The sequence below is a fragment of the Pseudomonas sp. DG56-2 genome (assembly GCF_004803755.1).
Classification (GTDB): domain Bacteria; phylum Pseudomonadota; class Gammaproteobacteria; order Pseudomonadales; family Pseudomonadaceae; genus Aquipseudomonas; species Aquipseudomonas auratipiscis.
This window is the reverse complement of sequence record NZ_CP032311.1, coordinates 4,269,938-4,291,981: the sequence shown is the minus strand read 5'-3', so window position 1 is coordinate 4,291,981 and position 22,044 is coordinate 4,269,938. Positions and strand designations below refer to the sequence as shown.

Below are 22,044 nucleotides of genomic sequence, written 5' to 3'. Positions count from 1 at the left end.
AGGCTCCTTCAACGGCAAAAAAACCGGCTTGCACAGAGGCAAGCCGGGCGGGTGGCTGTCAGCTTACTGGGCCTTGTTGGCTTTTTCAGCTTTCCAGGCTTTGAACTCGCTCCATTCGGCGCGACGTTGGTCCTGGTCTTTTTTCAGCTCATCGAATTTCTTCTGCTGATCAGGCTTGAGCAGTGCGCGGATTTCAGCCTGAGTCTTGTCTTTTTTGCTTTGCAGTTCATCTTTCAGCGCTTTCTGATCGGCGGCCGGAAGTTTTTCCAAATAGCGTTGGGTGATTTCATGGCGGCTTTTCATTTGCTCGCCCATCAGCTTGCCGATCTGCTGGCGTTGTTCACGGCTCAAGTCCAGCTGGGCGTAAGGCGCTTCGCCGCGATGGTGGTCGCCGTGGCGCGGCCCGCCTTCTGGCATGGCCATGGCAACGGTCGGCAGTGCAGCAGCGAACATCAGGGCGATAAGGGTCTTGCGCATGGTGTCTCTCCTATCTGAGGCCGGTAGTTACCGGATGTGCCCAGTCTAGGGAGATCAAGGTCAGCGGCGGTCAGGCAAGGGTAAAGCTTGAGTAAAGATGATTGAGCGCCGTCCTGACATTACAGGCTGTAGTAATAGCCGCGGCTGCGCAACGCTACGATGCGTGGGCGTCCGTCTGGGTGTGGGCCGATTTTCTTGCGCAGGTTGCTGACGTGCATGTCCAGGCTGCGATCGTACAGGGTCAGCTTGCGACCCAAGGCGATCTGCGCCAGCTCCTGCTTGTCCAGCGGCTCGCCTGGCTGGCGTAGCAGTGCTTCGAGAATGCGGCTTTCGGATAGCGTCAGGGTCAGGTCCTGCTGATCGATGCTGACCACGCCACGCGCCGGGCTGAAGCTCAGGTCGCCAATTTCGATCTGGCTGGGCGTGGCGTTGGGATGGCTTCGGCGCAGTACTGCGCGTAGGCGAGCGGTTAGCTCGCGAGGGTCGCAGGGTTTGGCCAGATAATCATCGGCGCCCAGTTCCAGGCCCAGAATACGGTCCAGGGGTTCGCCCCGTGCAGAAAGCATCACCACCGGAAGCTCGGTGTGCTCGCTACGCAGTTGCTTGAGCAGTTCCAGGCCACTGCCGTCAGGCAGCATGACGTCCAAGACCACCGCTGCGGGCGCTTGTTCAGCCAGGGCGCGACGGGCGCTCTGGCCGTCGTGACAGGCGCGTACGGAGAAACCTTCCTGGGTCAGCCAGCTGCCGAGCAGCTCGCAGAGTTCCTGGTCATCATCAATCAGTAACAGCTCGCTCATGACTCACTCAATTCAACCATTGCCGACGCTTTCTGTGTCCGCCACTGGCAAAGATACCGCAGAGCGCAGCCAAGAGGGCAACTCCTCCACCAATCACGAACCATTGTTGCTGGTCGGTGATCAGGCGTTCCGGGGCCTTGGCCTGGAGTTCCTTGAGGGCCAGCTTGAGGCGCTGGTTCTCCTGGCGCAGTCGCGTGAGCTGCGCGCTCTCGCGTTCGCTGTCGGCATTGTGCAACTGCTGGGTCAGCGTTTCGCGCAGGCGTTCACTTTCCTGCAGGCGCTGTTGCAATTCGGTTATCTGGCTGCCGGCACTCAGTGACAGCGGGGTACTTGGCGCATTGGGCTCTTCGGCCTGGGCGAGCGGGGTCAGCAACAACAGGCACAGCAGCAGGGGCAACGGACCTTGACGCATTGGAACTCCTGATTCTTGTCGATTCAGCAGGTTGTCGGCTGGTAGATAAGAATAATGAGCAGCTGCATCAGTAAAAGGCGGGAAGGCGGTGCGCGCAGTGGCGCACCGCTTGAAGCGGCTTACGGCAACACTTGCTTGAACGGTTTGACGATGACGTTGGCATATACGCCTGCGGCGATATATGGGTCGGCATCGGCCCAGGCCTGGGCGGCGCTCAGGGAGTCGAACTCGGCAACGATCAGACTGCCCGTAAAGCCCGCTGCACCCGGGTCGTTACTGTCGATGGCAGGGTGCGGGCCGGCCAGCACCACGCGACCTTGTTCCTTGAGTTGCTGCAGACGTTCGATATGCGCAGGGCGCGCAGCCAGGCGTTTTTCCAGAGAGTCGGCAACGTCGCTGGCAATGATGGCGTAGAGCATGTCAGTCCTTAGGAGTAGTTGGGGGAGTGGTGGTGTCGCTGTCATGTATGTGGCGGGACAGATACAGGCCTTGGCCGACCAGGAACAGTACCGTCATGCCCAGGCTGCCGAACACTTTGAAGTCGACCCAGATGTCCTGGAAGGTGAAGGCAACGAACAGGTTGGCTGCGCCGCAGAACAGGAAAAACGCGATCCAGGCGACGTTCAGGCGCGACCAGACGTTTTCCGGCAGGCTGATGGCGTGGCCCATGATGCGCTTGATCAACACTCGGTCACCGATGAAGTGGCTACCGGTAAATGCCAGGGCGAACAGCCAGTTGACTACCGGAGCCTTCCACTTGAGGAAGGTTTCGCTGTGGAACGCCAAGGTCAGACCGCCGAACACCAGGCAGGCGAGCAAGGTCAGCCATTGGCCTTTTTCCAGCTTGCGCTGGCGAAGGAACAGCGCGCCGTAGACCACAACCGAGCTGATAATCAGCATGGCCGTGGCACTGAAGATACCTCCAATTTCGACACTGTGACCGGCAAATTCGACGGTACGTGGATCGAGTTTGAAGACGATGAAGAACAGGAGCAACGGGATGAAATCGATGAATTGTTTCACAGTGGCAGCCAGAAGCAGGATGTGACGGCATAATAACAAACATCAATGACAGCGAAAGCGCCACCTATGAATGTTGATCTGCACTGCCACAGTACGGCCTCTGACGGCGCCTTGTCGCCGACGGCACTGGTTGCCCGGGCCCATGAGCAAGGTGTGCGGATGCTCTCGTTGACAGACCATGACACCCTCGAGGGGCAACTGGAGGCGCGTGCCGCCATGCAGGCCCTGGGTATGCAGTGGGTCAGCGGCATCGAGTTGTCGTGTACCTGGGGCGGCGCAACCATCCATGTGCTGGGCTACAACTTTGACCTGGACGCCGCGCCGTTGCTTGACGCCGTCGAGTCGCTTCATCGCGGACGCTGGCTACGTTCCGAAGAAATCGACCGGCGGCTAGCGGCCAAGGGAATGCCCGGAGCGCTGGAGGGGGCACGGGCTATTCAACAGGAGATGGGCGACAGTGGAAATGCCCCTGCACGCCCGCACTTTGCCGAGTACCTGGTGCGCGCAGGCTACGTCAAAGACCGCGGCGAAGCGTTTCGCAAGTGGTTGGGGGCGGGCAAGCTGGGCGACGTCAAACTGCACTGGCCAACCCTGGATGAGACCGTCGAAACCCTGCGCAAGTCCGATGCCTGGGTGAGCCTGGCGCATCCAATGCACTACGAATTGACACGTAGTAAGCGCCGCCGGCTAATTGCCGACTATATTCAAGCAGGCGGGCAGGCACTGGAAGTGGTCAATGGGATGATGCCGGCCGAACAGGTGGGCACAATGTCCATCCTGGCGCGTGAGTTCGGTCTGCTGGCAAGTGCTGGCAGTGATTTCCATGGCCCTGGCACCTGGGGCGAGATTGGTGTCTATCGGCCATTGCCAGAGGACCTGCCACCTTTGTGGCGTCGTTTCAAACATGAGCAGCCTATCGCGGCCGTCTGAACAGGAAGAGAATGTGAGTCAGTTTTTCCAGATTCATGCGGAAAACCCGCAACCGCGCCTTATCAAACAGGCCGTCGAAATCATTCGCAAGGGCGGGGTGGTCATCTATCCGACCGACTCCTCCTACGCCATGGGCTGTCAGATTGGCGACAAGAATGCGGTAGAACGCGTTCGACGCCTGCGACAGCTGGACAAGAACCACAATTTCACACTCATTTGCTGCGACCTCTCGCAAATGGGTGTGTTTGCCAAGATCGACACGTCGATTTTCCGCCTGATCAAGGCTCATGTGCCGGGTCCCTATACTTTCATTCTCAACGCCACTCGCGAAGTGCCACGCCTGCTGCTCCATGAAAAGCGCCGGACCATCGGTATGCGCGTGCCATCCAACCCGATTGCCCTGGCGTTGTTGGCAGAGCTGGGCGAGCCATTGATGAGCGTGAGCCTGATCATGCCCGGCGAAGATGAGCCGATGACCGATCCGTATGAGATCCGCCAGGCCTTGGAGCATCACGTTGACCTGATCATCGATGGCGGCTTTGGTGACCTCAAGGCGTCCACGGTGATCAACCTGGCCGGTGATGAGCCTGAAGTCATTCGAGTCGGTTGCGGCGATCCGACCCCTTTTATGGTCGAAGCGTGAGTCAGTCCTCCCTCTCTGAGCCAAGTATCGATCCACAAGCGGGCGCCCAACAGGAATTGCCACTGGTATTGGTGTATGGCGAAGCCATGACCGAAATGCCGGTGGATCTGTACATTCCGCCGGACGCACTGGAAGTGTTCCTCGAAGCGTTCGAAGGTCCCTTGGACCTGTTGCTCTACCTGATTCGCAAACAGAACGTCGATATTCTCGATATTCCGGTGGCAGAAATCACTCGCCAGTACATGGGCTATGTCGAGTTGATGAAAACCGTGCGCCTGGAACTGGCTGCGGAATATCTGGTGATGGCAGCGATGCTGGCCGAGATCAAGTCGCGCATGCTGTTGCCACGATCTGCCGACATAGAGGAAGAAGAGGGTGACCCGCGTGCCGAGCTGATTCGCCGCTTGCAGGAGTACGAACGCTTCAAGGCCGCAGCCGAGGGTATCGAGGGCCTCAGTCGAGTCGGGCGCGAGATCATCGTGCCGCGCCTGGACGCACCGCAGGCCAAGGTTCGCAAGCTTCTGCCCGAGGTCAGCCTGGAAGAACTGCTGCTGTCGATGGCTGAAGTGCTGCGCAGGGGGGATTTGTTCGAGAGCCACCAGGTGAGTCGTGAAGCATTGTCCACCCGTGAACGCATGAGCGACGTGCTGGAGCGCCTGAAAGGCGGGGGCTTTGTACCGTTCGTCGAACTGTTCACTGCCGATGAAGGTAAGTTGGGTGTGGTAGTTACTTTTATGGCAATTCTTGAGTTGGTGAAGGAATCCTTGATCGAACTGGTGCAAAATGAGCCTTTTGCGCCGATCCACGTCCGCGCCCGGGCCGAGTGACAACGAACAACGCCATGAACCTGAACGATCCGCGCGACCTGGCGCCTCTACTCGAAGCCTTTTTGCTGGCCTCTGGAAAACCGCAATCCCTGGAGCGCTTGTTCGAGCTGTTCGAAGAGGCTGAACGCCCTGAGCCTTCTGTATTCAAGAAGGCCTTGGAAGTGCTCCGCAAGTCCTGCAGCGGCCGGGCCTTCGAACTCAAGGAGGTGGCTTCGGGCTATCGCCTGCAAATTCGCGAAGATTACGCCCCGTGGGTGGGGCGCCTGTGGGAGGAGCGGCCGCAGCGCTATTCCCGTGCGTTACTGGAAACCATGGCGTTGATTGCTTATCGACAGCCCATTACTCGTGGCGAAATCGAAGACGTGCGGGGCGTGGCGGTCAACACCAATATCGTCAAGACTCTGCTTGAGCGCGAGTGGATTCGTGTCGTCGGTTACCGTGAAGTACCCGGCAAGCCGGCGATGTTCGCCACCACCAAGGCCTTTCTCGATCACTTCAATCTGAAGAACCTCGATGACCTGCCGGCTTTGGCCGACCTGCGCGACATGGAGCCAGAGCCTGTCCTGGAACTCGATGATGCGCCAGTGCCGGCCCACTTGCAGGCCCTTGCCGATGAGAGCGCCGAGCCGCCCGCAGCCAAGGAGGAAACCAGTTTTCGCACGCTGCTGGTTGAACTGGACACCATGGAGGAGGGGCTCAAGACCGACTTTGACGACCTGCTTGAGGAAGAGCCGGCGGCTGAAGAGGCTCCAGCGCGGGATCCGGAAGCTGAAACGCCGAGGCAGTAACCTCGCCTTTGAGCGGAATTAAGCGGGGTACACGAGAATTTCGGCTAGTCTCAGGTGCGTTCGTTGCGCGATCAGCGTATGATTCGCGACCTTTTTGGCGCTTGTTCGCCTAAACAGATTTCAAATCTTACACCGGGAGGTGCCCAGATGAGTGATAAAGACCTGCAAGAAACCCAACCATTGCCGCCGTCAGGCGAGAAACTGCAAAAAGTTCTCGCGCGCATCGGCGTGGGCTCGCGTCGTGACGTCGAGGCCTGGATCGGCCAAGGCCGTATCAAGGTCAACGGCGTCAATGCCACCTTGGGTCAGCGTGTCGATCTGCATGACGCGATTTCCGTCGACGGCCGCGTGATCAAGCGTGAAGAGTCTGCCGAGACTGTGCGCCGGGTGATCATGTACAACAAACCCGATGGCGAGATCTGCACCCGCGACGACCCGGAAGGCCGCCCAACCGTGTTTGACCGTTTGCCACGTCCGAAGGAAGGCCGCTGGATCAATATCGGTCGTCTGGACATCAATACCACCGGTTTGTTGATGTTCACCACCGATGGTGAGTTGGCCAATCGCTTGATGCACCCCTCCTATGAGATGGACCGTGAGTATGCGGTACGGGTGCGCGGTGAAGTCGATGAAGACATGATCGCTCGCTTGAAGGCGGGGGTCGTGCTTGAAGACGGCCCGGCACGTTTTACCGACATCAAGGAAGCCCCTGGCGGTGAAGGTTTCAACCACTGGTACCACTGCGTGGTGATGGAAGGCCGCAACCGTGAAGTTCGTCGCCTGTGGGAGTCCCAGGGCTTGGTGGTAAGCCGCCTGAAGCGCGTGCGTTTTGGTCCGGTGTTCCTCAATTCCGACCTGCCTATGGGCCGCTGGCGTGAAATGAGCCAGCAGGAAGTGGACATTTTGGCCGCCGAAGTGGGGTTGACCCCTGTGGCAATGCCCGCCTTGAACCACAAGAGCAAAGACAAACTTGAGCGCCTGCAGCGCAAGTCGACCCGTCCGATGGGACGTGGCGAGCGCGTACGTACACTGCGTCCTGCACAGGATGGCGCATCGGCAGAGCGTCCAGCACGCCAACCGCGTGGTGGTGAAACCGAGCGCCCAGCGCGTCAGCCGCGTGTTGCTGAGGCCGAGCGCCCTGCTCGCCAGCCGCGTGGCGAAGCCCCACGCAAGGACGCTGGTCGGGGTCGTAGCACCGTGGCTGAGCGCCCGAGTGATATGAACAAGCGCGGCAAGCCGGCACCCAAGCGTCCAGGCAGCACCCGGAACAAGCCACGTCCGTAAAGGCCGAGCTGTCAGAGGAAGCCAACCTTCGGGTTGGCTTTTTTTTGTCTGAAAAATCCTAGGGTTACCGCTCGATGCGCAAGTGTTGGAAAGTTTTTCAACCAGCTTGTAAATAAATCGTTACAAAGTGCGCTGATCGTTGTTGGGGTTTGTGCGAAATCACGAAGCTGTAAACAGAACTTGCCGAAACCCTCGTGCTCGGGCGTTTTACGTGTACGTCAAGGCCTTGCCTGGAGGCCGTGGGGGCGGTGAGATAGAGGCATTGCTGTGTGCAAAGCCGGGCCGCAGAGCCGGGCACAAAAATAAGAACAAATGGAGGCGCCATGTACGCCGATTACTTCCCCAGGCTTCATTCCTACCTCAGGAGCGGTGCGTTTTGTCATCAGACATTTACGCAACGTGTTGACCCCTGCGCGTCTGCAGGGGTATACAATGCGCCGCGTTTTACCTGTGACCCCAATGCGTACCGCGCACTCTTGCTGACATCCAGCTGATTTACCCACGGCTTTTGCCCTGGATAGGCAGCAGTTGTCCAAGATCCTCAAGGTAACCACCTTGTTAATTCCGCTGCGCCACGAGCGCGGTGGGTCCGATTTCGTCACAGATAAAAACAAGCAGGTGACTTCGTTCATGAGTGGACCAAACACGCATTCAGGCGAGCTGAAACGCGGCCTGAAAAATCGCCACATCCAATTGATCGCCTTGGGCGGTGCAATCGGTACAGGGCTGTTCCTGGGATCGGCCGGGGTGATGAAATCGGCGGGCCCGTCGATGATTCTGGGCTATGCGATCTGTGGCTTCATCGCGTTCATGATCATGCGCCAGCTCGGTGAGATGATCGTTGAAGAGCCGGTGGCCGGGTCGTTCAGTCACTTTGCGCACAAGTACTGGGGTGGTTTCGCCGGCTTCCTCTCGGGCTGGAACTGCTGGGTGCTGTATATCCTGGTGGGGATGTCTGAGCTCACGGCCGTTGGCAAGTACGTTCATTACTGGTGGCCAGAGATTCCGACCTGGGCATCGGCCGCGGCGTTCTTCATTCTGATCAACGCAATCAACCTGGCCAACGTCAAAGTGTTTGGCGAGGCGGAGTTCTGGTTCGCGATCATCAAGGTCATTGCCATTGTCGGCATGATTGCCCTGGGTAGCTACATGCTGGTCAGCGGCAGTGGCGGTCCACAGGCATCGGTCAGCAACCTGTGGGAGCATGGCGGCTTCTTCCCCAATGGGGTGAGCGGTCTGGTCATGGCGTTGGCGATCATCATGTTCTCCTTTGGTGGCCTGGAAATGCTCGGTTTCACCGCAGCTGAAGCCGACAAGCCGAAAACCGTGATCCCCAAAGCAATCAACCAGGTGATCTACCGCATCCTGATTTTCTACATCGGTGCCCTGATCGTGCTGCTGTCGCTGACTCCTTGGGACAGCCTGGTGACCAGCCTCGACGCTTCCGGCGGCACCTATGGCGCCAGCCCGTTCGTTCAGGTGTTCTCGTTGCTGGGTAGTGATGTCGCTGCGCATATCCTCAACTTCGTGGTACTGACTGCAGCGCTGTCGGTGTACAACAGCGGCACCTACTGCAACGCCCGCATGCTCTACGGTATGGCTGAGCAGGGTGATGCGCCGGCGGGCCTGGCGAAGATCGACAAGCGCGGTGTGCCGGTGCGTTCGATCCTGGCGTCGGCGGCAGTCACGCTGGTGGCGGTACTGCTCAACTACTTCATTCCGCAGCATGCGCTGGAACTGTTGATGTCGCTGGTGGTAGCTGCCCTGGTGATCAACTGGGCGATGATCAGCTACTCGCACCTGAAGTTTCGCCAGCACATGAACAAGACTGGCCAGAAGCCGCTGTTCAAGGCACTCTGGTATCCCTATGGCAACTACATCTGTCTGGCCTTCGTGGTGCTGATTTTGGGCATCATGCTGCAGATTCCGGGAATTCAGGTTTCGGTGTATGCAATTCCGGTGTGGCTGGTGGTGATGTTTGCCTGCTACGGCCTCAAGAGCAATCGCCGTACCCGCGCTGTAGCGGACGCAGGTGCTGTTACCAAGTAAGAGCGGTCTGTGTTGAAAGAGCCCGGCCTTGCGCCGGGCTTTTTGTTTTTGCGGTATCCTCAAGGCCTATTCAGGCTTGTGACATATGTTGATCATTTCCAATAACGTGCATATTCCCGACCAGGAAATCGAACTGACCGCCATTCGTGCCCAAGGCGCTGGCGGGCAGAACGTCAACAAGGTTTCCAGTGCCATGCACCTGCGCTTCGACAGCCAGGCTTCCTCTCTGCCCCCGTTCTACAAGGAGCGCTTGCTGTCTTTGCGCGATAGCCGCATTACCCGTGATGGGGTCATCATCATCAAGGCTCAGCAATATCGAACCCAGGAGCAAAACCGCACGGATGCCCTGGAGCGCTTGCGCGAGTTGATTCTGGCGGCAGTGAAGATAGAAAAGGCGCGCCGACCGACGCGGCCGACCCTGGGCTCGAAAACTCGGCGTCTGGACACCAAGAATAAGCGCGGCGCAATCAAGGCTGGGCGTGGAAAGGTCGATTATTGAGGGGGCGGGGCGTTTCTTGACAGTGTGAAAACGTCTTGAGAAAGAACGCCTGGAACGGCCGTTTTCACACAGTCTGATTGTTGCGCTGTTATTCCTGGTCGGCGCTGGGGTTTTCGTCGCCGTCGTGATCAGCCTGGGCTGGTTCGGCGCTGTGAGTGGCAGGTGTCTGCTCTTCTGGGTTCAGGCTTGGGAAGGGAAAGTTCGGGATCTCATGCATCTCGTCGTTCCTCGCAAGTGTGTGGAAAGGCTGCGCAAGGCGCGCATGGCTTATTGATAGCTCGTGCAGGATACAGGAGTCTGCGTGACAGTATGAATTTTCCTGCCTGATGGTAATCGCGGGGCAGTTCGTCCTTCCAGGCTGATCGCCTGTGGGGAGCGAGCTTGCCCCGTGATCAATTCACCGACAAACGTCGGCGATGGCCGCAGCCAGTGCCCCGAGGCGTGTGGCATCGGCGCCTGCGATATTGGCCCGGCCGGTGCCGACCATGTACACGCTGTGCCGCTCACGCAGTTGCTTGACCTGCTCTGAAGACAGCCCGGTGTAGGAGAACATTCCGCGTTGCGTGGCGATGTGGGCAAAACGGTCGCTCAGGCCATGAGGGGCCAAGGCTTCGACCAGTCCCACGCGCAGTTGAGCGATTCGCTGGCGCATGGCCTCGACTTCTTCAACCCACAGCTGCTTGAGTGCAGCATCCCCCAGAATCTGCGCCACTACCGCAGCGCCGTGATCCGGTGGCGTCGACCAAAGGTTGCGCGCCAGCAGCGCCAATTGACTGCGAACATCCTGCAGTTTTTCGGCTTCATGGCTGCACACCAGCAGGGCGCCGGTACGATCGCGGTAGAGTCCGAAGTTTTTCGAGCAGGAACTGGTGATCAGCAGCTCAGGCAGCTCGCTGGCAAACAGCCGTACTGCCCAGGCATCTTCTTCCAGGCCGTCACCGAAACCTTGATAGGCGAAGTCGATCAGTGGCAGCAGCTCGCGGCGGCGCACCACTTCCAGTACCGCGCGCCAGTCGTCCTGGGTAAGGTCGAAGCCGGTCGGGTTGTGGCAGCACGCATGCAGCAACACCACATCACCCTTGGGTACGGATTCAAGTGTGGCAAGCATCGCGCTTACGTTGAGGCGGTTGTCCATACCCACATAAGGATAATGACTGACCTTGAGGCCGGCGCCGGCGAAAATGGTCTCGTGGATGGGCCAGGTCGGATCGCTCAGCCAAATGCCGCGACCCGGCAGGCAATGCGCGATAAATTCTGCCGCAAGGCGCAAAGCGCCCGTACCACCGGGAGTCTGAGAGGCGCCAGCACGCTTGCTGGCCAGCACTGGAGAATCGCTTCCAAGGACCAACTCAGCGATCAGACGCCCGAAGTCGGGATCGCCGTGACCGCCGACGTAGCTTTTGCTCTGTTGCGTGTCGAGCAAGCGCTGTTCGGCGAGTTTGACTGCCGCAGGAATAGGCGTAAGGCCTTGGGCGTCCTTGAATACACCCACTCCCAGGTCGAACTTATGCTGATTGCTGTCGTTGGCGTATGCCTCCATCAGCCCCAGGATCGGATCGCCAGGTACGCGCTCAATCGCGCTGAAGTGCATTACTTGCGACCTTCTGCGGTTTGGGCGACCTCGTCGGTGCGCGCGGCCATGATGAAGTCGTTGCGGTGCAGGCCTTTGATCGAGTGGCTCCACCAGGTAACAGTGACTTTGCCCCATTCGGTCAGCAGACCTGGGTGATGGCCTTCAGCTTCGGAGATTTCGCCGACTGCGTTGGTAAAGGCCAGGGCGTGTTTGAAATTCTTGAACAGGAAGACTTTTTCCAGCTGCATGATGCCGTCACGGACTTCGATGTTCCAATCCGGGATCTGCTTGATCAGTACCGGCAGTTCTTCGTCGCTGACCTGTGGTGCATCGGCGCGGCAGGCTTCGCAGTGGGCTTGGTTCAAGGCGTTCATAAGGTTTTCCGCAAGTGGTTTGTTATTGGTTTGCAAGGTTGCTCAGGCAGCAACCTTAGGTGGAAATTTCGGTGCGTGCAGGCCCATCTTCATCGCGGTGTGGACCATGGCCATGATGTCTTCGTGGGCCAGGTCGAACAGGCGCTTGAGGTTTGGCAGGGCAAAATACAGCGGCTGCAGGATGTCGATACGATAAGGCGTACGCATGGCTTCCAGCGGATTGAAGGGCTGGTGCTCGGGCTCATCGGACAGGCTATAGACTGTCTCTTTTGGCGAGGAGAGGATGCCGCCGCCATAAATCTTGCGGCCCTGCGGCGTGTCGACCAGACCAAATTCGATGGTCATCCAGTAGAGCCGCGCGAGGTACACACGCTCTTCCTTGGTCGCGCTCAAGCCGAGCTTGCCGTAGGTGTGGGTGAATTCGGCAAACCAGGGATTGGTCAGCAGCGGGCAGTGACCGAAGATCTCGTGAAAAATATCCGGCTCTTGCAGGTAGTCGAGTTCTTCTTCAGTACGAATGAAGGTCGCCACTGGAAAGCGTTTGCTGGCCAGCAGTTCAAAAAAGGTCTGAAAAGGGATAAGGGCAGGCACACGGGCGACTTGCCAGCCAGTGGTGGCACCCAGCACTTTGTTGATCTCACCCAATTGCGGGATGCGGTCGTGGGGCAGGCCCAACTGCTCGATGCCGTCCAGGTATTCCTGGCACGCACGGCCTTCGATCACTTTCAGTTGGCGGGTAATCAAGGTGTTCCACACCGCATGTTCCTGCTGCGGGTAGTCGATAAACCCGTGCGCATCGGGCTCGCGAGCCACGTATTGCGTCTGTTTCATACTGCTCTCCTGCTGAGGGCCTTTTTTGTTATGTGATCAAGCCGTTGCATAAGAGATAACCCGTGACGTAAGGCTTTGCACCGGCCAAAGCGGTTATTCAGGTCGCGGAGTCGAGCTTATTCTGTAACGATAATTTTACAAAGATGACAAAGGTCTGAAAAATCGGGGGGTCTTCTCCCTGGGTAAGCCTATTTTTGTCACGTAATCTTTACGGAAATTCTTCTGGGTGCGTAAATAAGTGGGCCGGCTAGCTGCGCCAGGCTCGCCCCGGACTTATCTCTAGGACATTTCATGCGTATCAAAGTGCATTGCCAGAACCGCATCGGCATTCTGCGCAACATTCTCAACCTGCTGGTGGAGTACGGAATCAACGTCGCTCGTGGCGAGGTAGGGGGCGAGCATGGCAATGCCATCTATCTGCATTGCCCGAACCTGATCAACCTGCAGTTCCAGGCCCTGCGACCCAAATTCGAGTCGATTACCGGTGTGTTCGGGGTCAAGCGCGTAGGGCTGATGCCAAGCGAGCGGCGGCACATGGAGCTCAATGCGTTGCTCGGTGCGTTGGATTTCCCCGTGCTGTCGATCGATATGGGCGGCTCCATCGTCGCCGCCAACCGTGCAGCGGCACAGTTGCTCGGGGTGAGGGTGGATGAAGTCCCGGGCATTCCGTTGTCGCGTTACGCCGAGGATTTTGATCTCCCTGAGTTGGTGCGTGCCAACAAGTCGCGTATCAACGGTTTGCGTGTGAAGGTCAAGGGTGACGTGTTCCTCGCAGACATTGCACCGTTGCAGTCCGAGCACGATGACAGTGAGGCGCTGGCGGGAGCGGTGTTGACCTTGCATCGGGCGGATCGCATCGGTGAGCGTATCTACAATGTTCGCAAGCAGGAGTTGCGCGGTTTCGACAGCATTTTCCAAAGTTCACGGGTGATGGCTGCTGTGGTGCGTGAGGCGCGACGCATGGCACCGCTGGATGCGCCACTGCTGATCGAAGGCGAAACTGGCACCGGCAAAGAGCTGCTGGCGCGCGCCTGTCACCTGGCCAGTCCACGGGGGCAGGCGCCATTGATGGCGCTCAATTGTGCAGGCCTGCCTGAGTCCATGGCCGAAACCGAACTGTTCGGTTACGGTCCAGGCGCATTCGAAGGGGCGCGTGCCGAAGGCAAGTTAGGCCTGCTGGAGCTGACCGCAGGCGGCACGCTGTTCCTCGATGGCGTAGGTGAAATGAGCCCGCGGCTGCAGGTCAAGTTGCTGCGTTTCCTGCAGGATGGCTGCTTTCGCCGGGTTGGCAGTGACGAAGAGGTTTACCTGGATGTGCGGGTGATTTGTGCAACCCAGGTCGATCTGTCGGAGCTGTGCGCACGGGGTGAGTTTCGCCAGGACCTTTACCATCGATTGAACGTGCTCTCCCTGCATATTCCGCCGTTGCGTGAGTGCCTTGATGGCTTGCCACCTCTGGTCGAGCATTTCCTCGACCAGGCGAGTCGGCAGATTGGGTGTTCGTTGCCGCGCCTGGCGCCGGCAGCCATGGAGCGTCTGAGTCAGTATCACTGGCCGGGTAACGTGCGCCAGTTGGAAAACGTTCTGTTTCAGGCGGTGTCGTTGTGTGACGGCGGGGTGGTCAAGAGCGAACACATCCGCTTGCCAGACTATGGTACGCGCCAGCCGTTGGGCGAGTTTTCCCTGGAGGGAAGTTTGGGGGATATTGTCGGACGGTTTGAAAAGGCAGTGCTCGAACAGTTGATGAGCGAGTTCACCAGCAGTCGGGCTTTGGGTAAGCGGCTCGGCGTTTCTCATACAACGATAGCCAACAAGTTGCGCGAACATGGTGTTGGCAAGTCGGTAGATTAAACGCGATTAGTTGCGAGGTTGTTTGGGAAGGGGTAGTACGCGGTAATTATTAAGAGCACGTTAATTTGAACCGCGCGCCTCGGTCCGAAGCGATCAAGGCGCGGCGAGCAGTAACTACTTATTATCCATTCGAGCAGCCGTTGCCCATTACGCGGTACTCGAGAATATGTCGTTGGCCCTGCGAGTCCTCATAGGTCATACGCGCTGGAACCACTTCGCAGACGTTGGGGACTTCGCTCATTGAGATAACTTTGGCGATGTCCAGGTGCTGCGAGTAACTGTACTGTTCAACCGGAATCTGCTCGGCGCCACCGTTTGCAACTTCGTCGGCGATTGCCGCGGTGCAAAGACTGCCGAGTGCCAATGCCAGTAAAGCTTTCATTTTCATTTTACCTGTCTAAGGTCGTAAGAGGGTGCGCGACGCTTGTGGCGCCGCGTGTACAACTAAAGTTCAACTATCTGGGTTATCTCGGGATTAACGGCCTTCGTGGGGGCTGTAACAAGAAGTTAATCTCGATGCCGTTGCTGGCGAGGTGAATTTTAGGTGGGGCAATGGCCGTTAAACAGATGGCGTTTTGATAAACACTGTTGGCGAAAACTGTAACAATCAGGCCATTGACAGCTTTTGGAATTATTTTTATATGTGCCGAGGCCCGGTCTTGAGCCTGCGGCCGATTGCGTGGATGCAAAAGGTCCTGGCGGTACTACCAACGTCGAATGGCCAGTCAGGTCTGGTACAGTTACAACGAGGTCATACAAAAACAACTATTACACCGAGGTAGATAAAGATGAGTGCGGCTCCCCTGTATCCCGTTCGTCCCGAGGTTGCGGCCAATACCCTGACTGATGAGGCGACCTACAAGGCCATGTACCAGCAGTCGGTTATCAACCCGGACGGCTTCTGGCGTGAGCAGGCCCAGCGCCTGGACTGGATCAAGCCCTTCACCAAGGTCAAGCAAACTTCCTTCGACGATCACCATGTCGATATCAAATGGTTTGCCGACGGCACTCTCAACGTCTCCTACAACTGTCTGGATCGCCACCTTGCCGAGCGTGGCGATCAGCTCGCAATAATCTGGGAAGGTGACGATCCTTCCGAGCATCGCAACATCACCTACCGTGAGCTGCACGAAGAAGTGTGCAAGTTCGCCAACGCCCTGCGTGGCCAGGATGTGCACCGTGGTGACGTGGTCACCATCTATATGCCGATGATTCCAGAGGCGGTAGTGGCGATGCTGGCGTGCGCGCGCATCGGCGCCATTCACTCGGTGGTTTTCGGTGGCTTCTCGCCAGAAGCGTTGGCCGGTCGCATCATCGACTGCAAATCCAAAGTGGTGATCACCGCCGACGAAGGTCTGCGTGGTGGTCGTCGTACGCCGCTCAAGGCCAATGTCGACCTGGCCTTGACCAACCCGGAAACCGCCAGCGTGCAGAAGATCATCGTGTGCAAGCGCACCGGTGGTGACATTGCCTGGCACCAGCATCGTGATATCTGGTACGAAGACCTGATGAAGGTCGCCTCTAGCCACTGTGCGCCTAAAGAGATGGGCGCCGAAGAAGCGCTGTTCATCCTTTACACCTCTGGTTCTACCGGTAAGCCCAAAGGAGTGTTGCACACCACTGGCGGCTACATGGTTTACGCGGCACTGACGCACGAGCGGGTATTCGACTACCGTCCGGGTGAAGTCTACTGGTGCACCGCCGACGTCGGTTGGGTCACCGGCCATAGCTACATCGTCTATGGTCCACTGGCCAATGGTGCTACCACGGTACTGTTCGAAGGTGTGCCGAATTATCCGGATATCACCCGTGTGTCGAAGATCATCGACAAGCACAAGGTCAATATTCTCTACACCGCTCCAACCGCTATCCGCGCAATGATGGCTGAAGGTCAGGCTGCTGTTGATGGTGCCGATGGTTCAAGTCTGCGTCTGCTCGGTTCGGTGGGTGAGCCGATCAACCCGGAAGCCTGGAACTGGTACTACCAGACGGTTGGCAAGGAGCGTTGCCCGATTGTTGATACCTGGTGGCAGACCGAGACTGGCGGTGTGTTGATCAGCCCATTGCCGGGTGCCACCGCACTCAAGCCCGGTTCGGCGACCCGTCCCTTCTTTGGTGTGGTCCCGGCCCTTGTGGACAACCTCGGTAACCTGATCGATGGCGCTGCCGAAGGCAATCTGGTGATTCTTGACTCTTGGCCGGGTCAGTCGCGTTCGCTGTACGGTGACCACGATCGCTTCGTCGACACCTACTTCAAGACATTCCGTGGCATGTATTTCACGGGAGACGGCGCTCGCCGTGATGAAGACGGTTACTACTGGATCACCGGCCGTGTCGATGACGTGCTCAACGTATCGGGCCACCGCATGGGTACCGCCGAGATCGAAAGTGCCATGGTTGCCCACTCGAAAGTGGCTGAGGCTGCAGTGGTTGGTGTGCCGCACGACATCAAGGGGCAGGGTATCTATGTGTACGTGACCCTCAATGGTGGCGAAGAGCCGAGTGAGGCGTTGCGCCTGGAGCTGAAGAATTGGGTGCGCAAGGAAATTGGCCCGATTGCTTCGCCGGATGTCATTCAGTGGGCGCCTGGGCTGCCGAAGACCCGCTCGGGCAAGATCATGCGCCGTATTCTGCGCAAGATCGCCACGGCGGAGTACGATGGCTTGGGTGATATCTCTACGCTGGCCGACCCGGGTGTGGTTCAGCAACTGATCGACACCCACAAGGATATGAGCAGGGTCTCGGCCTAAAGGTATCGCGGTGCAGGTTCTCTTCCGAGCCTGACCATGCTCCACAAAGCCCCGCCAGGCAGTGCCTGCGGGGCTTTGTGCTTTCTGTTACTCCGACAATCATCGGTAACCAATCTGTCACCTGTCCCGCCCGGTAACGGGGCGAAGGGAAACATCGGAATCCCATTTCGGTGCAATCACGACGACGAATCGAGCCCACTGAAAGGCTACACTTGCCGGATTAGAAGGCTTTGCCAATAATAGGCCCGCTTATTGCTTCATTGATTGGTTATTTGTCTTTTGCTTTTGCATATTCTGCGAAAGCTGTCAATATCTCCGCCCCTTGGTTCCTGCGCTTCTATAACTAGTTGTCGCATTGAGGAAACATCGGCTTCGGAGCTGTCGCTAAAATGCCGATCACTCGCTCGTGGTGTGTCAGACGTTTCGTCGACCCTGCGCAGCTCGCGTTGTACCCATTCGCAAATTGGGCAGTTGTTACCGCTGCCCGGTGTTGCCCTTTACCGATGGAGTTCCAGATGAAGAAACTCGCACTGCTTGGCGCACTGGCGCTGTCCGTGTTTTCCCTGGCATCGCTGGCTGATGAGAAACCGCTGAAAATCGGTATCGAGGCCGCTTACCCACCGTTCGCCTCGAAAGCGCCTGATGGCAGCATCGTTGGCTTCGACTACGACATCGGCAACGCCTTGTGCGAAGAGATGAAGGTCAAGTGTACCTGGGTCGAGCAAGAATTCGACGGCCTGATCCCAGCACTTAAAGTGCGCAAGATCGACGCCATTCTCTCGTCCATGTCGATCACGGAAGACCGCAAGAAGTCCGTGGACTTCACCGGTAAGTACTACCTGACCCCGGCACGCCTGGTGATGAAGGAAGGCACCACCGTCAGCGACAATCTGTCCGAGCTCAAGGGCAAGAAAATTGGTGTGCAGCGTGGCTCGATCCACGATCGCTTCGCCAAAGAAGTCCTGGCTCCGCAAGGCGCGACCATCGTTCCATACGGCACTCAGAACGAAATTTATCTGGACGTAGCGGCGGGTCGTCTGGATGGCACCGTGGCCGATGCTACGCTGCTGGAAGATGGCTTCCTGAAGACTGACGCTGGCAAGGGCTATGCCTTCGTTGGTCCGTCCTTCACCGACGTGAAGTACTTCGGCGACGGCGTCGGCATTGCCGTACGCAAGGGCGACAAGGCCAATCTGGATCGTATCAATGCGGCCATCGCCGGTATCCGCGCCAATGGCAAGTACAAGCAGATCCAGGACAAGTACTTCAACTTCGACATCTACGGCCCTGAAGCCAAGTAAATCGTCGACGTGTCACCTGTGTAATGGTGCAAGCAGCAGAGACTCTGAGGTTTGCACCATTTTTTCATCCCAAAGGTCGAGGACCTCATCATGTTGAAAGGCTACGGGGCAGTTATCCTCGACGGCGTGTGGCTTACGCTGCAGCTTGCCTTGTCGTCTATGGCCCTTGCCATTGTACTCGGCCTTATCGGTGTATCCCTGCGTCTGTCGCCAGTGCGCTGGCTGGCCTGGCTGGGTGACCTGTATTCCACGGTAATTCGCGGGATTCCCGACCTGGTACTGATTCTGCTGATTTTCTACGGCGGTCAGGACCTGCTCAATCGCGTTGCGCCGTTGTTCGGTTACGACGACTACATTGATCTCAATCCGCTGGTAGCGGGTGTCGGCACCCTGGGCTTTATTTTTGGTGCCTACCTTTCAGAGACATTTCGCGGCGCTTTCATGGCCATTCCCAAAGGGCAGGCCGAGGCCGGCGTGGCGTATGGCATGAGCAGTCTGCAGGTGTTTTTCAGGGTCATGGTGCCGCAGATGATCCGCCTGGCCATTCCAGGTTTCACCAACAATTGGCTGGTTCTGACCAAGGCTACGGCTCTGATTTCCGTCGTCGGTCTGCAGGATATGATGTTCAAGGCCAAGCAGGCCGCGGATGCCACGCGTGAACCTTTCACCTTCTACTTGGCGGTCGCAGCCCTTTACCTGGTGATCACCAGTGTCTCGCTGCTGGCCCTGCGTTACCTCGAGAAGCGCTACTCGGTTGGCGTAAAGGCGGCTGATCTATGATTTTCGACTACAACGTCATCTGGGAAGCGATGCCCCTGTATCTGGGTGGTTTGCTGACTACCCTCAAGTTGCTGGCGCTGTCGCTGTTCTTCGGTTTGCTGACGGCCATCCCACTGGGGTTGATGCGCGTTTCCAAGCAGCCGCTGGTCAACCTGACTGCCTGGCTTTACACCTATGTGATTCGCGGCACGCCGATGCTGGTGCAGTTGTTCCTAATCTACTACGGACTGGCTCAATTCGAGGCGGTGCGTGAGAGCTTCCTGTGGCCGTGGCTGTCCAGCGCTACCTTCTGTGCTTGCCTGGCCTTTGCCATCAATACCAGTGCCTACACCGCGGAAATCATTGCCGGCAGCCTCAGGGCTACGCCGCATGGCGAGATCGAGGCGGCCAAGGCCATGGGCATGTCGCGGGTCAAGATGTATCGCCGCATCCTGCTGCCGTCGGCGTTGCGCCGGGCTCTGCCGCAGTACAGCAACGAAGTGATCATGATGCTGCAAACCACCAGTCTGGCGTCGATCGTTACCCTGATTGACATCACTGGCGCAGCGCGCACGGTCAATGCCCAGTATTACCTGCCGTTCGAAGCCTACATCACTGCCGGCGTGTTCTATCTGTGCCTGACGTTCATTCTGGTACGCCTGTTCAAGTTGGCCGAGCGCCGCTGGCTTGGCTACCTGGCACCGCGCAAGGGCTAAGGCCTGCGGTAACTTTTTTGCCCTGGGCGTTAGCTCAAGACTGACAGCTTTGTGAGAACCGACAGCATGTACAAACTTCAAGTCCAAGACCTACATAAACGCTATGGCAGTCACGAAGTGCTCAAGGGCGTGTCCCTGGCCGCAAAGGCGGGCGACGTGATCAGCATCATCGGCTCCAGTGGTTCGGGCAAAAGTACTTTCTTGCGTTGCATCAACCTGCTCGAGCAGCCGCATGCGGGCAAGATCCTGCTCAACAACGAAGAGCTCAAGTTGGTGGCCAACAAGGACGGCGCACTGAAGGCGGCCGATCCCAAGCAGTTGCAGCGCATGCGTTCGCGCCTGTCGATGGTGTTTCAGCACTTCAATCTGTGGTCGCACATGACCGCCTTGGAAAACATCATCGAGGCACCGGTTCACGTGCTCGGCATGTCGAAAAAGGATGCCTTGGAAAAAGCCGAGCATTACCTGGCCAAGGTCGGTGTGTCGCATCGCAAGGATGCCTACCCTGGGCATATGTCCGGCGGCGAGCAGCAGCGTGTGGCCATTGCCCGTGCGCTGGCGATGGAGCCGGAGGTCATGCTGTTCGACGAACCTACGTCGGCGCTCGACCCCGAGTTGGTCGGTGATGTGCTCAAGGTCATGCAGTCTCTGGCCCAGGAAGGCCGGACCATGGTGGTCGTCACCCACGAAATGGGCTTTGCCCGCGAAGTGTCGAACCAGTTGGTGTTCCTGCACAAAGGCCTGGTGGAGGAAGCCGGTAACCCGCGCGAAGTGCTGGTCAATCCGCAATCAGAGCGCCTGCAGCAATTCCTGTCAGGCAGCCTGAAGTAAGATTGCTGTTTTGCACCAAAATGGGTCATGCTGCGAACTGATCGCAGCCTGACCGGGCTTTATCTTCTTGACCTTTCTCAGGTTTCGGACCGCACCCAATGACCACCCAGCGAATCGGTTTTCTCATCTGGCCAAGCACCAAAGCCCTGACCCTGGCGCTGGCCGAAGAGGTTTTACGGGTTGCTCAGCGGGTGCATCCAGAGGTGGTCTACGAGTTGTCGTTCCTGCAGGCCGAACCCGCCGTTGAAGGTGCCTGGCGTCTGCCTGGCGAGCCTTGGGTCGGGCGCCTGGAAGGTTGCCAGAAACTGTTTTTGCTGGCGGATGAGCCACCTGCAGCGGTGGCCTCTGGGCTGGCCAGCGCTCTCAAGCAGTTGGCCCGTGCCGGTTGTGTTGTCGGCGGGCTGTCGGCCGGGGTTTATCCGTTGGCGCAATTGGGCTTGCTCGATGGCTACCGTGCAGCGGTGCACTGGCGGTGGCAGGATGATTTTGCTGAGCGCTTTCCCAAGGTCATTGCCACCAGTCACCTGTTCGATTGGGATCGTGATCGCCTGACGGCATGTGGCGGGATGTCGGTTATCGACTTGCTGTTGGCAGTGCTGGCTCGCGACCATGGTGCTGAACTTGCGGGTGCGGTGTCTGAAGAGTTGGTGGTCGAGCGGATTCGCGAGGGCGGTGAGCGCCAGCGCATTCCATTGCAGAATCGCCTGGGCTCGAGTCACCCGAAGCTGACCCAGGCGGTGTTGCTGATGGAGGCCAACATCGAAGAGCCGTTGACCACGGACGAAATTGCCCAGCACGTGTGCGTGTCGCGGCGTCAGTTGGAGCGCATCTTCAAGCAATACCTCAATCGCGTACCCAGCCAGTATTACCTGGAGTTGCGCCTGAACAAGGCGCGACAGATGTTGATGCAGACCAGTAAGTCGATCATCCAGATTGGTTTGTCCTGTGGTTTTTCCTCAGGCCCGCATTTCTCCAGTGCTTATCGCAACTTCTTTGGCGCAACGCCACGTGAAGACCGTAACCAGCGACGAAGCAGCAGTCCTTTCGAGCTGTCCTCGGTGCCTGCCGAACGCGGTTAACGTTTTAATCGCCTCGCGGTGCAGGCCCGGATTTCGGTCTGGCCGGACAGGGTAGGGGCCTGCGATTGATCCATCCGAACAGAATCTCCCACCCGTCCCTCGCACCGTTTAAACTGCGCCTTTGCGACCCTATTTGTCGCATTGCCGAAAGCCTTGGTAAAACAGGGTTTGGCGCTATAAGAAGTTGTCGCTTGGCGACAAGGTAGCGCGCCAATCTGTCCTTACAATCCCCCCATCGCTCGCCAGTTCC

24 protein-coding genes are annotated in these 22,044 nt (G+C 58.0%); 14 read left to right on the top strand and 10 right to left on the bottom strand.

The genetic code is table 11. The features are described 5' to 3' along the window. Positions 1–63 precede the first annotated feature (63 nt). The 5 genes from D3Z90_RS19670 to D3Z90_RS19650 form a co-directional block, all read right to left on the bottom strand. Positions 64–477, bottom strand: a complete 414-nt coding sequence (locus tag D3Z90_RS19670; RefSeq protein WP_136477597.1) for an LTXXQ domain protein — start codon at positions 475–477, stop codon at positions 64–66. Positions 478–596: 119 nt separating this feature from the next. After that, complete coding sequence (locus tag D3Z90_RS19665) at positions 597–1,274, bottom strand: response regulator transcription factor (protein ID WP_136477596.1); 678 nt, start codon at positions 1,272–1,274, stop codon at positions 597–599. Between the two features lie 7 nt (positions 1,275–1,281). Continuing rightward, the gene (locus tag D3Z90_RS19660; RefSeq protein ID WP_136477595.1) at positions 1,282–1,686 is read right to left on the bottom strand and encodes a translation initiation factor 2; all 405 of its coding nucleotides are present in this window, start codon (positions 1,684–1,686) and stop codon (positions 1,282–1,284) included. 119 nt (positions 1,687–1,805) lie between these two features. Continuing rightward, a complete protein-coding gene (locus D3Z90_RS19655; RefSeq protein ID WP_136477594.1) occupies positions 1,806–2,105 on the bottom strand; it encodes a YciI family protein in 300 nt (99 codons plus the stop codon). A 1-nt stretch (position 2,106) separates the two neighbouring features. Next, positions 2,107–2,709, bottom strand: coding sequence for a septation protein A (locus D3Z90_RS19650; RefSeq protein WP_136477593.1), 603 nt, complete (start codon positions 2,707–2,709; stop codon positions 2,107–2,109). A gap of 66 nt (positions 2,710–2,775) precedes the next feature. Here D3Z90_RS19650 and D3Z90_RS19645 point away from each other — a divergent pair, with 66 nt between their 5' ends. The 7 genes from D3Z90_RS19645 to arfB all read left to right on the top strand — a co-directional run bounded on the left by D3Z90_RS19645 (position 2,776) and on the right by arfB (position 9,729). Then, positions 2,776–3,639, top strand: coding sequence for a PHP domain-containing protein (locus D3Z90_RS19645; protein ID WP_136477592.1), 864 nt, complete (start codon positions 2,776–2,778; stop codon positions 3,637–3,639). Positions 3,640–3,652: 13 nt separating this feature from the next. After that, positions 3,653–4,282 carry an L-threonylcarbamoyladenylate synthase gene (locus D3Z90_RS19640; protein WP_136477591.1) on the top strand — a complete coding sequence of 210 codons (630 nt, stop codon included), beginning with the start codon at positions 3,653–3,655 and terminating at the stop codon, positions 4,280–4,282. Positions 4,283–4,410: 128 nt separating this feature from the next. Continuing rightward, on the top strand, positions 4,411–5,109 hold the full coding sequence (locus D3Z90_RS19635; protein ID WP_168198523.1) for a ScpA family protein: 699 nt from the start codon (positions 4,411–4,413) through the stop codon (positions 5,107–5,109). Positions 5,110–5,123: 14 nt separating this feature from the next. Continuing rightward, entirely contained in the window at positions 5,124–5,897 is a 774-nt protein-coding gene (gene scpB, locus D3Z90_RS19630) for an SMC-Scp complex subunit ScpB (protein WP_136477589.1), read from the top strand. Between the two features lie 147 nt (positions 5,898–6,044). Continuing rightward, positions 6,045–7,181, top strand: coding sequence for a 23S rRNA pseudouridine(2605) synthase RluB (gene rluB / locus D3Z90_RS19625; RefSeq protein ID WP_136477588.1), 1,137 nt, complete (start codon positions 6,045–6,047; stop codon positions 7,179–7,181). 630 nt (positions 7,182–7,811) lie between these two features. After that, positions 7,812–9,230 carry an amino acid permease gene (locus D3Z90_RS19620; RefSeq protein ID WP_136477587.1) on the top strand — a complete coding sequence of 473 codons (1,419 nt, stop codon included), beginning with the start codon at positions 7,812–7,814 and terminating at the stop codon, positions 9,228–9,230. A gap of 85 nt (positions 9,231–9,315) precedes the next feature. Further along, positions 9,316–9,729: an alternative ribosome rescue aminoacyl-tRNA hydrolase ArfB gene (gene arfB / locus D3Z90_RS19615; protein ID WP_136477586.1), complete on the top strand. Its 414-nt coding sequence runs from the start codon at positions 9,316–9,318 to the stop codon at positions 9,727–9,729. An 88-nt stretch (positions 9,730–9,817) separates the two neighbouring features. Here arfB and D3Z90_RS27155 read toward each other — a convergent pair whose 3' ends face one another. The 4 genes from D3Z90_RS27155 to phhA all read right to left on the bottom strand — a co-directional run bounded on the left by D3Z90_RS27155 (position 9,818) and on the right by phhA (position 12,507). Next, complete coding sequence (locus D3Z90_RS27155; RefSeq protein ID WP_256658259.1) at positions 9,818–9,946, bottom strand: hypothetical protein; 129 nt, start codon at positions 9,944–9,946, stop codon at positions 9,818–9,820. Positions 9,947–10,126: 180 nt separating this feature from the next. Further along, positions 10,127–11,320: an amino acid aminotransferase gene (locus tag D3Z90_RS19610; RefSeq protein ID WP_136477585.1), complete on the bottom strand. Its 1,194-nt coding sequence runs from the start codon at positions 11,318–11,320 to the stop codon at positions 10,127–10,129. After that, positions 11,320–11,676: a 4a-hydroxytetrahydrobiopterin dehydratase gene (locus D3Z90_RS19605; protein ID WP_136477584.1), complete on the bottom strand. Its 357-nt coding sequence runs from the start codon at positions 11,674–11,676 to the stop codon at positions 11,320–11,322. Before D3Z90_RS19605 ends, D3Z90_RS19610 begins: the two co-directional genes overlap by 1 nt. 42 nt (positions 11,677–11,718) lie before the next feature. Then, a complete protein-coding gene (gene phhA, locus D3Z90_RS19600; protein WP_136477583.1) occupies positions 11,719–12,507 on the bottom strand; it encodes a phenylalanine 4-monooxygenase in 789 nt (262 codons plus the stop codon). A 291-nt stretch (positions 12,508–12,798) separates the two neighbouring features. Here phhA and D3Z90_RS19595 point away from each other — a divergent pair, with 291 nt between their 5' ends. Further along, the gene (locus D3Z90_RS19595) at positions 12,799–14,358 is read left to right on the top strand and encodes a sigma-54-dependent transcriptional regulator (RefSeq protein WP_136477582.1); all 1,560 of its coding nucleotides are present in this window, start codon (positions 12,799–12,801) and stop codon (positions 14,356–14,358) included. 121 nt (positions 14,359–14,479) lie between these two features. Here the strand turns inward: D3Z90_RS19595 and D3Z90_RS19590 are convergent, their stop codons facing one another. Then, entirely contained in the window at positions 14,480–14,740 is a 261-nt protein-coding gene (locus D3Z90_RS19590; protein ID WP_136477581.1) for a DUF2790 domain-containing protein, read from the bottom strand. 406 nt (positions 14,741–15,146) lie between these two features. Between D3Z90_RS19590 and acs the strand changes: the two genes are divergently transcribed. The 6 genes from acs (at position 15,147) to argR (ending at position 21,794) form a co-directional block, all read left to right on the top strand. Then, complete coding sequence (gene acs / locus D3Z90_RS19585) at positions 15,147–17,108, top strand: acetate--CoA ligase (protein WP_136477580.1); 1,962 nt, start codon at positions 15,147–15,149, stop codon at positions 17,106–17,108. Between the two features lie 515 nt (positions 17,109–17,623). Continuing rightward, positions 17,624–18,409 carry an ABC transporter substrate-binding protein gene (locus D3Z90_RS19580; RefSeq protein ID WP_136477579.1) on the top strand — a complete coding sequence of 262 codons (786 nt, stop codon included), beginning with the start codon at positions 17,624–17,626 and terminating at the stop codon, positions 18,407–18,409. A gap of 90 nt (positions 18,410–18,499) precedes the next feature. Next, positions 18,500–19,189: an ABC transporter permease gene (locus D3Z90_RS19575; RefSeq protein WP_136477578.1), complete on the top strand. Its 690-nt coding sequence runs from the start codon at positions 18,500–18,502 to the stop codon at positions 19,187–19,189. Further along, positions 19,186–19,884, top strand: a complete 699-nt coding sequence (locus D3Z90_RS19570) for an ABC transporter permease (protein ID WP_136477577.1) — start codon at positions 19,186–19,188, stop codon at positions 19,882–19,884. The genes D3Z90_RS19575 and D3Z90_RS19570 overlap by 4 nt, the downstream gene beginning before the upstream one ends. Before the next feature lie 66 nt (positions 19,885–19,950). Next, positions 19,951–20,715 (top strand): ABC transporter ATP-binding protein, encoded by a 765-nt coding sequence (locus D3Z90_RS19565; protein ID WP_136477576.1) that lies wholly within the window; start codon positions 19,951–19,953, stop codon positions 20,713–20,715. A gap of 98 nt (positions 20,716–20,813) precedes the next feature. After that, entirely contained in the window at positions 20,814–21,794 is a 981-nt protein-coding gene (gene argR / locus D3Z90_RS19560; protein WP_136477575.1) for a transcriptional regulator ArgR, read from the top strand. The last annotated feature ends 250 nt before the right edge of the window (positions 21,795–22,044 follow it).